This window comes from Candidatus Symbiopectobacterium sp. 'North America' (genome assembly GCF_015762685.1).
Taxonomy (GTDB): domain Bacteria; phylum Pseudomonadota; class Gammaproteobacteria; order Enterobacterales; family Enterobacteriaceae; genus Symbiopectobacterium.
Genome location: NZ_PEHF01000061.1, coordinates 1 through 13,133 on the forward strand (window position 1 = coordinate 1; position 13,133 = coordinate 13,133).

General features: G+C 51.5%; 6 protein-coding genes and 5 pseudogenes. 6 read left to right on the forward strand and 5 right to left on the reverse strand.

The window, feature by feature from the left end:
• Nucleotides 1–890: 890 nt before the first annotated feature.
• The 6 genes and pseudogenes from CS369_RS13610 to CS369_RS13635 form a co-directional block, all read left to right on the forward strand.
• Nucleotides 891–2,045, forward strand: a pseudogene (locus CS369_RS13610) (AMP-binding protein); the annotation flags it as partial.
• Nucleotides 2,046–2,133: 88 nt separating this feature from the next.
• Nucleotides 2,134–2,433, forward strand: a complete 300-nt coding sequence (locus CS369_RS13615) for a BMC domain-containing protein (protein ID WP_196907517.1) — start codon at nt 2,134–2,136, stop codon at nt 2,431–2,433.
• An 18-nt stretch (nt 2,434–2,451) separates the two neighbouring features.
• Nucleotides 2,452–3,018, forward strand: a pseudogene (locus CS369_RS13620) (DJ-1/PfpI family protein).
• Between the two features lie 162 nt (nt 3,019–3,180).
• Nucleotides 3,181–5,733 (forward strand): annotated as a pseudogene (gene grpM / locus CS369_RS13625) (glycyl radical diol dehydratase GrpM).
• Nucleotides 5,734–5,821: 88 nt separating this feature from the next.
• Nucleotides 5,822–6,739, forward strand: a pseudogene (locus CS369_RS13630) (glycyl-radical enzyme activating protein).
• 154 nt (nt 6,740–6,893) lie between these two features.
• Nucleotides 6,894–7,799 (forward strand): permease, encoded by a 906-nt coding sequence (locus CS369_RS13635; RefSeq protein WP_196907518.1) that lies wholly within the window; start codon nt 6,894–6,896, stop codon nt 7,797–7,799.
• Nucleotides 7,800–8,534: 735 nt separating this feature from the next.
• On the opposite strand, the pseudogene CS369_RS25245 reads toward CS369_RS13635, so the two are convergent.
• The 5 genes and pseudogenes from CS369_RS25245 to arnF all read right to left on the reverse strand — a co-directional run.
• Nucleotides 8,535–8,798 (reverse strand): annotated as a pseudogene (locus CS369_RS25245) (BMC domain-containing protein); the annotation flags it as partial.
• A gap of 19 nt (nt 8,799–8,817) precedes the next feature.
• Complete coding sequence (gene metK, locus CS369_RS13645) at nt 8,818–9,954, reverse strand: methionine adenosyltransferase (RefSeq protein ID WP_196907520.1); 1,137 nt, start codon at nt 9,952–9,954, stop codon at nt 8,818–8,820.
• Between the two features lie 98 nt (nt 9,955–10,052).
• Nucleotides 10,053–11,147: a helix-turn-helix domain-containing protein gene (locus CS369_RS13650; protein WP_196907521.1), complete on the reverse strand. Its 1,095-nt coding sequence runs from the start codon at nt 11,145–11,147 to the stop codon at nt 10,053–10,055.
• A 16-nt stretch (nt 11,148–11,163) separates the two neighbouring features.
• Nucleotides 11,164–12,396: a PocR ligand-binding domain-containing protein gene (locus CS369_RS13655; protein ID WP_196907564.1), complete on the reverse strand. Its 1,233-nt coding sequence runs from the start codon at nt 12,394–12,396 to the stop codon at nt 11,164–11,166.
• Between the two features lie 344 nt (nt 12,397–12,740).
• Complete coding sequence (gene arnF / locus CS369_RS13660; RefSeq protein ID WP_196907522.1) at nt 12,741–13,130, reverse strand: 4-amino-4-deoxy-L-arabinose-phosphoundecaprenol flippase subunit ArnF; 390 nt, start codon at nt 13,128–13,130, stop codon at nt 12,741–12,743.
• Nucleotides 13,131–13,133 lie beyond the last annotated feature (3 nt).

Below are 13,133 nucleotides of genomic sequence, written 5' to 3' on the forward strand. Positions count from 1 at the left end.
GTGATGTTCCATTACGGCAGGTTAAACATGGGGTTATGAGTCTCCCACCATGATCGGGGAAGACCCCATTTTGTACAGGTTTGCTCAGCATGCCTATGATTTCATTTTGTCCAAATATCAGACTCATCGTTTCCTCTGCTTCATGCTATGACAAGATAACTCCACGGACACACTGAGAAGCTGTCGTCAACCTCCCTACAGATCTGCGCGGCTTACGCGCAGGATCGCAAGGCATTGAGTAAATGCTTTCGATAGCCCGAAACCGCAAACCGTAATTAATCAATAAAAACAAATATATAAAATATCTTATACTTCCGTTAGCGTAATGATCAAGCAGCGCGACGTGGTGTTTTGATCTCGAACGATCAGGCAAAAGCCTACATCGTCAAATTCCTATTCAAGTGTAGAAGTAAAAGGTCAAAAAATCCCGTGAACCCGTACCACATTAGTCGCTTATACCGCTCTCATTTTTTTACATATGTACTAAAATTTTAACGTAACTGTCGATCAAACGATCAAAAAGCATCTTCTGGATCAAAATATACCCGTGTTGGTATGCACACTATCGGCTGAATAAGCAGTATCTTTATGCTATTTGATCGTAAAGGACGATCAAATAATAAAAATAATAAATTGATCATTATATGCTTTACTATCATGTGAACGAGCAGGTTAGTCACCATAATGTGACTTACATCACAAATTATCTTCTGATTTGCTTTTTTATAAATAGCAGTAAACGCTCAGGGCCAGCCATTCTCCACGCTTTTCCTTTCACTGTGGTTACTCCTTATTGCGTGATCCATCGCTCAAAAAAGAAACAAATTCTGGTGCACCACTACACTTAACGATTTGTTAACATACCTTTAACAAGGTTTAAGGAGAGCGCTATGAGCCAATATAATAAACACACCATACCCGCCTCAGTGGCGGAGAACGCCCTGATTAACGCTGAGCAGTATCGCGAGTGGTATCAGGAATCGATCAATGATCCCGAAACCTTTTGGCGGGAGCATGGCAAGATCGTCGATTGGATCAAACCGTACACTGAAGTTAAAAGCACCTCTTTCGATCCAGGTCATATCCGTATTCGCTGGTTCGAAGATGGTACGTTAAATGTTGCAGCCAACTGTCTTGATCGACACTTAACCACCCTTGGCGATCAAACCGCCATTGTGTGGGAAGGGGATGACGCCACCCAAAGCAAAACAGTGACTTACCGCGAACTTCACCAAAGCGTCTGTCGTTTTGCTAATGTGTTGAAATCTCTGGGCATTAAAAAGGGTGATGTGGTCGCTATCTATATGCCCATGGTGCCGGAAACGGCAGTTGCCATGCTGGCATACACGCGCATCGGTGCCATTCATTCCGTTATTTTCGGCGGTTTTTCTCCTGAATCCATCGCCGGGCGCATTATCGATTCCAGTGCCAAGCTGGTGATTACCTCTGATGAAGGCATCCGCGCAGGGCGCACTATCCCGCTGAAAAAGAATATTGATGACGCGTTGCGCAACCCAGGTGTTAAAACGGTGGCACACACTATTGTTTACCAGCGCACGGGTGGCGCTATCGATTGGCACGAAGGACGCGACCATTGGTGGCACGATCTGATCGCCGGTGCAGACGATCACTGCCCGCCAGAAGCGATGAATGCCGAGGATCCGTTATTTATTCTCTATACTTTCGGATCGACCGGTAAGACTAAAGGCGTACTGCACACTACCGGCGGATATCTGGTGTATGCGGCCATGACCTTCAAATATGTGTTTGACTACCATCCCGGCGATATCTATTGGTGTACCGCCGATGTCGGCTGGATCACTGGGCACAGCTACCTGCTCTACGGCCCCTTGGCCTGCGGTGCCACCACGCTGATGTCTGAAGGCGTACCCAACTGACCGGATGCACGCCGTATGGGACAAGTGGTCGATAAGCACCACGTCAATATCCTGTATACCGCCCCCACAGCTATCCGTGCGCTGATGGCTGACGGTGACAAAGCTATCGAAGGCAGCAACCGACGCTCGCTGAAGATCATGGGCTCGGCACGGTCGTTTGCCCGCACCCGCCGCTGTGTGATGGTGGAATCGCTTAATATCCGTTAATCGTCGCGAGGCTGAGGGCCATTTGCCAATGAAAACACGAATCATCAATGCACCAACCCCCGACATTGTGGCGATGCTGAAGCGAAGAATGCCCAGCGAATTTCGCTCACGGCTCGATCTGTTGCGCATTGACGCCATTGGTCTGCTGATGCTGCCAGTACCGGATCTCTATTTCTATGCCGATCTGGCCAGCAAAAGCGCCAATGTGGTGGTTTCGGAAATATTTGGCAGTTGCCCTCAGCATATCACGACATTGGCAATCTTTGGCGAAGTCTCCGCTGTCAACGAGGCCATGCGGATGATCGAAAATGACAACACTGCGTTCTGAGAACCAACCTATGAAAAAATACTGCTTTTAGTGGTTGATTTTTATGATGATTATGAAGTCATTGTGCCATGACAGGCATTAAGCGCATTGGGTTTCCGGGTGGACACCGTCTGTCCGGGAAAACGCGCAGGCGAATTTATTAAAACCGCCATTCATGATTTTGAAGGCGATCAGACCTACAGAGAAAAACCCGGACATCTGTTTCGGCTGACAGCATCGTTTGATGAAATTCGTTTGCAGGACTATTGCGGGTTTTATATTGCTGGCGGACGCGCACCTGAATATTTGCGTCTGAATAAATCCGTACTGAATATTGTCCACTATGCGTTTAATTTTTCTGTGCCGATCGCCGCTATTTGTCACGGCCCACAAATATTGGTGGCTGCGGGCGTATTAAAAGGTCGAACCCTGACCAGGTATTTCACCATGAAACCAGAAATCGAATTGGCAGGCGGTATTTATCGTTCTGCTGCCGATGATGAAGCCGTTCTCGACGACCATCTGGTGACGGCAACCACCTGGATGGGACACCCGGCTCTGTTGCGTCAGTTTATTTCGTTGATTGGCACCACTGTGCAGATCTAAGCGCACAGCAAATATTTCCCACTGTCATCTCTTACGTTAAATAACGTGAAGGGTGACGGGTATAAATAAATTGGTCAGCAGTCTGGGCATGCCTTTTTCCCCGAAGGATGCCTCTGTATTGCCTACATCATGAATAATTTTAAATATGCAGGAGTCCTGGATATGTTAGAGAAAGGTTTTTCCAATCCGACCGACCGTGTTGTCAGACTGAAAAATATGATTCTGACGGCAAAGCCCTATGTCGAATCTGAACGCGCCGTATTGGCCACCGAAGCCTATAAAGAGACCGAAGGCTTGCCGCCGATTATGCGTCGCGCCAAAGTGGTAGAAAAGATCTTCAACAATCTGCCGGTGACCATTCGTCCGGACGAGTTGATCGTCGGTCCGGTAACCAAAAACCCGCGCTCTACCGAAATCTGCCCCGAATTCTCTTACGACTGGGTGGAAAAAGAGTTCGAAACCATGGGTTTCCGCATCGCGGACCCGTTCATCATACCGAAAGAAACGGCCAAAGAACTGCATGATGCCTTCACCTACTGGCCGGGTAAAACCACCAGCGTGCTGGCCGCATCCTATATGTCTGATGCCACCAAAGAGAGTATGGCGAGCGGCGTATTCACCGTCGGCAACTACTTCTATGGCGGCGTCGGCCACGTCAGCGTGGACTAGGGCAAAATCCTGAAAATCGGTTTCCGTGGCATCATTGATGAAGTGCAGCATGCACTGGAAAAACTGGATCGCAGCTCACCGGATTACATTAAAAAAGAGCAGTTCTATCATTCGGTGATCATCAGTTACACCGCGGCGATCCGTTACGCCCACCGCTATGCAGAGCATGCGGCACAATTGGCGCAGCAGGAAAGCAACCCTACGCGTAAGCAAGAGCTGCTGCAAATTGCCCAAAACTGTCAGCGCGTTCCGGAATTCGGTGCCTCCACCTTCTGGGAAGCGTGCCAGACCTTCTGGTTGCTGCAAAGTATGTTGCAGATTGAATCTAGCGGCCACTCCATCTCTCCGGGGCGTTTCGACCAGTACATGTACCCGTACTACGCCGCCGACAAAAACATCTCCAAAAAATTTGCTCAGGAACTGGTGGATTGCTGCTGGATTAAACTGAACGACATCAACAAAACGCGTGATGAAGTCTCCGCGCAGGCGTTCGCCGGTTTCGCCGTATTCCAAAACCTGTGCGTGGGCGGCCAAACGGAAGACGGGCGTGATGCCACCAATGAAATGAGCTACATGTGTATGGAAGCGACCGCACATGTGCGCTTGCCGCAGCCCTCTTTCTCGATCCGCGTATGGCAAGGCACACCGGATGAATTTCTGTATCGCGCGTGTGAAGTGGCACGTCTGGGACTCGGCGTACCCGAGATGTACAACGATGAAGTGATCATCCCGGCACTGCAAAACCGTGGCGTTTCTCTGCACGATGCGCGTGACTACTGCATCATCGGCTGTGTGGAACCACAAGCGCCGCACCGTACCGAAGGCTGGCACGATGCCGCGTTCTTCAACGTCGCCAAAGTGCTGGAAATCACCCTGAACAACGGTCGCGTTGGCAACAAACAGATCGGGCCGGTCACGGGCGAACTGCCGCAATTCGGTAATATCGAAGATTTCTACACTGCGTTCCAAAAGCAGATGGCGTACTTTGTCCATCAGTTGGTCGAAGCCTGTAACAGCGTGGATATTGCACACGCCGAGCGCTGCCCGCTGCCGTTCCTCTCCGCCATGGTGGATGACTGCATTGGACGCTGTAAATCGTTGCAAGACGGTGGTGCCATCTACAACTTTACGGGCCCGCAGGCATTCGGCGTGGCCGATACCGGCGACTCCGTTTACGCCATCCAGAAACAGGTGTTTGAAGACCGTAAACTGACGCTGCAAGAGCTGAAAGGCGCGCTGGATGCCAACTTCGGTTACGCGGTCGGCGCGGCACCTCACGCCGCCGCAGCGAAATCGTCGCTCAATGAGCAAGATGTCTATGACATCGTGAAACGTATCGTGGAACAGAACGGTACGCTGGATCCGTCCGCCATCAAGAACGAAGTGTATCGCCAGCTTTCAGCCAGCGCCCCGGCAACCCCGACTTACGGTGCCAGCGAGAATCGCCATCAGGAAATTCGCCGCATTCTGGAAAGCACGCAGTGCTTCGGCAACGACATCGATGATGTGGATCTGGTGGCACGTCGCTGTGCACTGATTTACTGCCAGGAAGTCGAAAAGTACACCAACCCGCGCGGCGGCCAGTTCCAGGCTGGTATCTACCCGGTATCCGCTAACGTGCTGTTTGGTAAAGACGTCGCGGCTCTGCCCGATGGTCGTCTAGCGAAAGAACCGCTGGCCGACGGCGTTTCACCGCGCCAGGGCAAAGACACATTGGGTCCAACCGCAGCAGCGAACTCAGTGGCAAAACTGGACCACTTCAGCGCCTCCAACGGCACGCTGTATAACCAGAAATTCCTGCCTTCAGCACTGGCTGGGGACAAAGGGCTGGTGAACTTCGGCGGCATGGTAAGAAGCTACTTCGATCGCAAAGGAATGCACGTTCAGTTCAACGTGGTGGATCGCAACGTGCTGATCGATGCACAGGCACATCCGAAAAAACACAACGATCTGGTGGTACGCGTAGCCGGTTACAGCGCCCAGTTCGTGGTGCTGGCGAAAGAAGTACAGGACGACATCATCAGCCGCACGGAACAGCACTTCTGATGCGCTGCTGAGGGTCGGGGCGATACTTTCTGGTGTCGCCCCGGATTCACCACACTCCCAAGGGTACGCGTCGCCCATGAACCATGTTATGAATAAAGTACACTATGATACGGAAGGCGTGATTTTCAATATTCAACGCTATTCCCTGCACGATGGTCCCGGTATCCGTACCATCCCCTTTTTTAAAGGCTGCCCGCTCTCTTGCAAATGGTGCAGCAACCCGGAATCGCAGCGGCCAAATCCTGAGTTGCTGTTCAAAAAGAATGACTGTATCCACTGCGGTAAATGTCTGGAAGCCTGTCAGCATCAGGCTCTGTCCATCACCGCACCGCATTTTATCGATCGCCAGTGCTGTGTTAACTGTGGTGATTGCACCCGCATGTGTCCGACCGGTGCGCTGGAGATGAAAGGCAAGCGCATCACCGTGCGTGAAGTGATACAAGAGCTGCAAAAAGAAGAGAACGTGTACCGTCGGTCAGGCGGAGGGATTACGCTTTCCGGCAGCGAACCGCTGGCACAGCCGGAATTCGCCCGCGAGTTACTGAAAGCCTGTAAGGAAAAGGGCTGGCATACCGCTATTGAAACCACCGGATTGACGTCTGCACAAACGATTGAAGACGTGTTTCCGTATATTGATCTAGCACTCACGGATATCAAGGCCATCAATCCGGCCGTGCATCGCTGTAATACCGAGGTAGATAATCAGCGTATTTTAGAAAACCTGATCAGAATTTCATTTATTACCAAAACTATTGTGAGAATTCCGCTAGTGCCCAGCGTGAATGACAATCGTGAAGAAATTCACGCCATTGCTGAATTTGCCCGATTGATGTCGAATGTCGATACCATTCATTTATTGCCTTATCACACCTAAAGCAAAAATAAATACACGTTACTTGGCCGTGAATACCTGATGGGTGACGCGCCCAGCGTACCGGAAGGAACGGTGAACATCCTCAAACAGGAAATCGAATCATTGGGTTTCCAATGTCATATTGGGGGTTAGTCGCACGGTATAAAAATATTATCGGGAAACGTATCTTCACGTTGCCCGATTTTTAGTTTGTCATTATTAAAAATAATTATTTTTCACATCAATAATACCGACGTGATGTATTACGTCGCTTATTTCTTGTACCCACAAAATCAAAGTGAGTGAAATGAACAGCATTGATATTTTAGTCGCTTTCGGCGGCGGTATTTTCGGTGCCGCGATCGGTGCCCTTGCGGTCTTTGAATTTGTCGGCCTCTTGGTCATTGCCATGGCGATATCACAAATTGTCACCGGCAGCGCCACCACATTTATTCAATTTCCCTTTGGCGTATTCGGCCCACACGTCGGAGGCTTTGCTGCCGGGGTTGCCGCAACCGCCTATGCGGCGAAAAAGGGCAAACTGGCTTCTGGCCGTGATATCACCGCCGGACTCAGCGGACTGGGAGCCCCCGATGTGTTGCTGGTTGGCGGTACGTTTGGTGCTATCGGCTTTGTGATCGCCTGGCTGTTCAATCAAGTACCCGCCTTCTCTTCGGGATTGGTATGGACTGACACGGTGGCGTTAACCGTGGTGATCTCTGGCATGATGGTGCTTCTGATGTTCGGGACCACCGGTCTGCTGGGCAAACCACAAAGCGGGGTGCGTCGCTGCTACCCGCCACAGGATCAGTGCTGGATGCCCTATCACAGTCGCATTCCTCAGCTATCGGTCTTGGGTATCGGTATTGGATTGATGGCCGGCTATCTGGGTCACTCGTTCGGAGGCAGCGGCGCGCTGCTGGCCTTTGGGATTTCAGCGTTCTCGTTGGTATTCCTGCACTTTAATACCCAGGTGCCGGTTTCCCACCACATCGCTCTGCCTACGGCACTGGCAGCGGCGGCCTCCGGCAGTCTGATTTGGGCTGCTGTCGTCGGCATTATCTGTGCTCTACTCGGTGAACTGATTTCCCGCCTGTTTTTGGTTTATGGCGACACCCATATTGACCCACCGGCGTTTACCATTGCGATAATGACGACGTTGCTCAACCTGGTGGCAACCATTGGTTTTTTTGCGGCGGTGCCGTTGTTTTGAACCCGTCCCCCCAGTATCGATGCTACTAATCACTGGGGGACTCATTTACGTATTGCGTAAGGTTTCGTGCGCGAAAGCCGCCGTGTTTCTCTGCCATTCGCGTGGCACGCGCCCGACACGGGGTGTGCAGTCGCCCACACCCCGTGACCCCACGCTTTTTGCGTAATGGCGTTGCTACGCGATACCTTCGGAAATGGGGGCCACCGGACGGACCGCGCTCGACGCGTTCCAGACGCGGCGAGCACTTTCGCGGCATCCCTGCCGCTCATCCTGGCGTCCCCCATTTCCTCAGCACCTTTTGACGCGGGTACGTCAACAGCAAAACCCTGTACGCTGTACTTCAATAACCCTCCCTTATTAATCCCCATAATCAGAACAAAAAAATCCCCGGCGGTTGCCAGGGATAGTAGGAAGAGAGATCACATCGTGATTATTTGTCACCCTTACGCGGGGTGTTTTTGCCCGTCGGGCGTGGCGTAGGTTTTTTCGCGGGCTGATCAGGCTCTGCCTGTGGCGCAGCGTCCGGCACAACAGGCGCTTGCGTAGCCGGTTGTAGCGCACGCACTGGCTGCTCGAAGATATCCCCGAATGACGTGCCATTATCGCTTGGCTCAACGTCACCACAGGAATCGTGGTTGCTTTGGTTTCTGACTCAGGTGCAGCAGGCGGCGTGATGACCACTTCTGGTGCCAACGGCTCTGGTCTGGCAACGCCGATCGTCTCGGCCGAATGCGTGATGGCTTCGATTCCTTCAGCGGTACGTGTAATCACCTTATGGGCATACACCTGCCCCACTTTGGCCGCAGCAACGCTCGCCGCCGCAATAGCTGCATTGACTGCCCCCACTTCCCCTTCCAGCTTCACGGTAACCATGCCGCCGCCTTTCGTCAGCTCATAGCCGACCAGATTGACATTAGCAGATTTCACCGCCGCATCCGCTGCCTCAACGGCCGCGGCAAGCCCCACGGTTTCTATCAGACCCAAACTTTGCTTAGCCATAAGCGATTCCTGTTTATCGTTATATCAATGAAGCTGCGCCCTGTAACAACGCAACTTTATCGGTGAATTCCCAGGGAAAATCGGATCGCCCGAAATGCCCGTAACATGCTGTGTGGCGATAACGCGGCGCCAGTAAATCAAGCGACGTAATCATGCCGTAGACGCTGAGATCAAAATGCGCGTCCACCAGTTGCTGCAACCGATCGCTACTCACCCGCCCGGCGCCAAACGTGTTGATGCGCACCGCTACCGGACGTGCGACGCCGATAGCCCAGGCCAACTGCACTTCACAGCGCGCAGCTAATCCGGCTGCTACGATGTTCTTGGCCACGTAGCGTGCTGGATAGGCCTCTGAGCGATCGACTTTGGAAGGATCTTTACCCGAAAACGCAGCGCCGCCATAGGTATCAACGATAATCTTGCGTCCGGTAAGCCCGCAGTCACCCACCGGCCCACCCGTGACAAGCGCCCCGGCCGGATTGACCAGAATGCGGGTATGTGGCGTCAGCCAGCGTGTGGGAAGCACCGGTTTGACGATCTCGTCGATCACCGCTTCGCGCAGCGTTTCAAGCGAGACATAGGGCGCGTGCTGTGTGGAAATGACGATGGTGTCCGCCGCAATCACCTGACGATCTCGGTAGCGCAGCGTCACCTGACTTTTAGCATCGGGACGTAAAAATGGCAGGCGGCCGGATTTACGCAACTGGGCCTGACGTGCCATCAGTTGATGTGCATAGACCAGGGTTGCAGGCATCAATTCCGGCGTTTCATCCGTGGCGTAGCCAAAGGTGATGCCCTGATCGCCAGCGCCCAGCTCAGTTAGCGCCTCCCCCTGAATGCCGCTGGCAATATCCGGCGACTGCCGACCGATCAGGTTGAGAACGCCGCAGGTATTGCCGTCGTAGCTGAGCGAAGAGTGGTTATAACCGATCTGCTTGATGGTGTGGCGCACCACGCTTTCCACATCAATGGATGCGGTGGTGGTGATTTCTCCCGCCACGATGGCGACGCCGGTTTTCACCAGACATTCACACGCCACGCGGCCCCAGGGATCTTGTAGCAACACCGCATCCAAAATCTCATCGGAAATCTGATCGGCGATTTTGTCCGGATGGCCTTCCGCCACCGATTCGGAAGTAAACAGGTACTCGTCCACACATGCCTCGCCCCACTGAGAGTATCCCGTTATTTTACTCGGGGGGGCGATCGGCTCCGGTGAACTTTCTTGCTGTCAGGTTGGACTATTTTGCGTTATCACCGCGCGGGTAGCACTACGCTGCTCCCCGCTTCCGGTGGAGCTACCTGCGGGTTAAACACCATCAGTTTGCGGTAGTCGGAAGGTGACATATTGGTCTCTTTCTTGAAGATGCGGCAGAAATATTTCGCATCCTGATACGCCAGTTCCAGCGCAATGGTATTGACCTTTAAATCACTGAATTGCAGCAGAGATTTGGCAATTTTGATTTTTCGATTTGCCACATAGGTAGAAAAACCTGTACCGGTGGCTTTCTTGAAAGCACGGCTCAGGTAGCAGGCGCTGACAAAAGCGCGTTCGGCGATATCATCCAGGGTGATGTTGCTGAAAATATTCTTCTCAATGTGATAACGCGCGCGTTCGATAAAATCCCCCTGGGGTGCAGCGCTTTTAAACACCCGCTCAAACAGGGCTTCACTCAGGGTAAACACGCCGCGCAGAATACGGTAGTAAAGGCCTTCCGTCAGCCCACGGCTGGCAACGTCGCGCATCACCCCTTTCAGCGTCGCAGAATGAGATGCGGCAAACTTGTCGCCTTGCGCCGTCACGTATTGATCAAGCAGCGCAAGAAAATCCGCTATCGTCTGACGGCGATCGCCAGATTTATCCCAGTAGGCACCGTCAATGGTCTGAAACACCAGCTCATGCCAGGCCGGGTAATCGCCGTCATCGATCAGGGAAAACACTTTCTGGTTCAGTTCGCGTGTTACTTGATTATCCTGCTCATCGTAATGCAGCACCTTTTTGATCACATCGGTCATGATGCTCTGTTTTACCGGTTTGAGCAGGTAATCATCCACTTTCAGACTGAGCATGCTGCGCACAATATCGAAATCGTCATTGGCGGTGGTGACGATCACTTTGGTCTGATCGTTTTTACGGCGTAGATACTCGATCACCTCTCTCCCATTTGGCAACGGGATATTGATATCCACCAGGATCATATCAATATGATTCAGTTGATCGATCATTTGAATGGCTTTGCGTCCGGTCGATGCTTCATGAATGGTGGCATTTTCGATGTGTTCCGAAATCATGCGGCGCAGAGATTCGGATTCAATGTGTTCATCTTCCACAATCACAAAATTGTACATTATGTTTCTCCCCGGATTAATGGACTTCCTGCATCGGGAAACGCAGTTTGATAGAGGTTCCCTGCTTCGGTTTGTGCGGACTGGCAATCTCCAGTCCATAATGCTCGCCGAACAGCAACTGAAGTCGATTTTGAATGTTGTTGATACCGATGCCGCTTTTTTGGCGATTCTCATTACCGGAGAGAATATGCTCGATATCCTGTGGCGAAATACCATCGACATTATCCGTCACTTCAATAATCACATCGCTGCCATCGTCGGTGGCTTTAATGTGAATGTGACTTTTTATTTCTCGCGGCTCAACCACGTAATTAAAGAAGTTCTCCACCAGCGGCTGCAAAATAAGGAAAGGACAAATTACATCCAGATATTTATCCGGAATGCTGAACATATAATCAAAACGATCGCTCATGCGGACTTTTTGAATCGACATGTAGCTGTTGACGTAATTGATTTCATTACGCAGCGTGATAAGCCCATTATTACTTTTGCGTAGCAGATAACGCATCATATCGGAAAAATCATGCACCATGTTTTCGGTGCGCTGGGCGTTCTCCAAAAAGGCCAAACGGCCGATAGTATTGAGTACGTTAAACAGGAAATGGGGGTTTATCTGATAGGAAAGTGCTTTAAATTCAGCTTTATGTAAAGAGCGCTCGATGTCCACGCGTTTGCGCAATTCATTGGTCAACGCCAGATCTTTTTGATGCAACTCGCGCTGGATATTGTTGGCGTAAGCCTGTTCAACCAGATAGGACGCGACATGTAGCAGCGTGTAGGCGGTCGATTCAAAACGCTCATAGGGCATGCGTTTGGTGTTTTCATGCAGATTCACCAGCATGGGGTTCTCTTCCCACACGCCATTTTCCGCCAGAATGTAGGGGATTTCGGTCTCTTTTGAGGTTTCGACTTTGACCTGACCGGAGATAAACGCGCCGAGATAGTGGTTGTCTATCATGATGGGCACCGCAAACTCAACGAATCCGCAGTAGCAGCGATACACTACCGGGCGGCAGGCCGCCATGGCAGCCCTTCCTCCAGCGTCATCACAGTCGTAGCAATGTTGCGCTAATGCAGGATTACGCCGCGAACGGGCACAAAAATCAGAAAATCCGCTGGGTTTGGTAACCGGAACGCCTTTTTCATCAACAACCACCAATGCAATCATCATGGATTTGCTGAAGTTATCCTGCAACGTTTGCAGCCGCTCAACGTCAAGGATTTCTTGCAATGGGTATTTGTTGTTCATCATGCTCTTTTCTGTCAGTCAGACACCGTCTCTGAGAATCCGTTTTCCTCCCCCGCCGCCGTAGGAATATCCCTTCTATACCCTAAATAATTCAAGTTTCAGGAAGGCGGCAAGTGAGTGAATCCCGATGAGCTTACACAAGTAAGTGATTCGGGTGAGTGAACGCAGCCAACACACCTGCAACTTGAAGTATGACGGGTATATTCCTATTGATAACGGTTTTGTATTATTTACGATCTACGGTATGGATGCTATGACCTATCTCACACGGTGTTATTGCGATAAGAATGACAAGAAATTACACCTGAAAATGTTTGTTTTTTTGAGCCCGATCGACTCTTGCGCTATGACGAGGTAGAGGTTTTCTCTTCACGTTCCGGCCAGCAGACCAACAATACGCCCACCATAATGGCGAACACGCCGATGCACGCCAGCCATGAAAAATGCTCTGAATAGTCGGGTAAGAGAAGCGAACCAAGCCACACCAGCACATAGCTCAGGCTCAAAAATGCGTAGGCTTTTCCCAGCGCCAGACGCTGTAACGCGAATTGCCAGACAATTAGCGACAGCACGTAACACCCCAGCCCAGCGGTAAGCAGCAGCCACTGGCACGCTGCGCCGTCCCACAGCATGCGTATCGACCATACCGATGGCAATCCGGACAGGGCGTATTTAATCGCCAGTTGCGCGATGCTGACCAACATGACGCTGAGGCACGCCGCTAGATATCCCATGCT

Excerpts from the sequence above, each read along its gene's own strand:
- CS369_RS13655 (WP_196907564.1), bottom strand. The coding sequence starts at position 12,396 with ATGAACAACAAATACCCATTGCAAGAAATCCTTGACGTTGAGCGGCTG.
- arnF (WP_196907522.1), bottom strand. The coding sequence starts at position 13,130 with ATGGGATATCTAGCGGCGTGCCTCAGCGTCATGTTGGTCAGCATCGCG.
- CS369_RS13615 (WP_196907517.1), top strand. The coding sequence starts at position 2,134 with ATGAAAACACGAATCATCAATGCACCAACCCCCGACATTGTGGCGATG.
- CS369_RS13650 (WP_196907521.1), bottom strand. The coding sequence starts at position 11,147 with ATGTACAATTTTGTGATTGTGGAAGATGAACACATTGAATCCGAATCT.
- CS369_RS13635 (WP_196907518.1), top strand. The coding sequence starts at position 6,894 with ATGAACAGCATTGATATTTTAGTCGCTTTCGGCGGCGGTATTTTCGGT.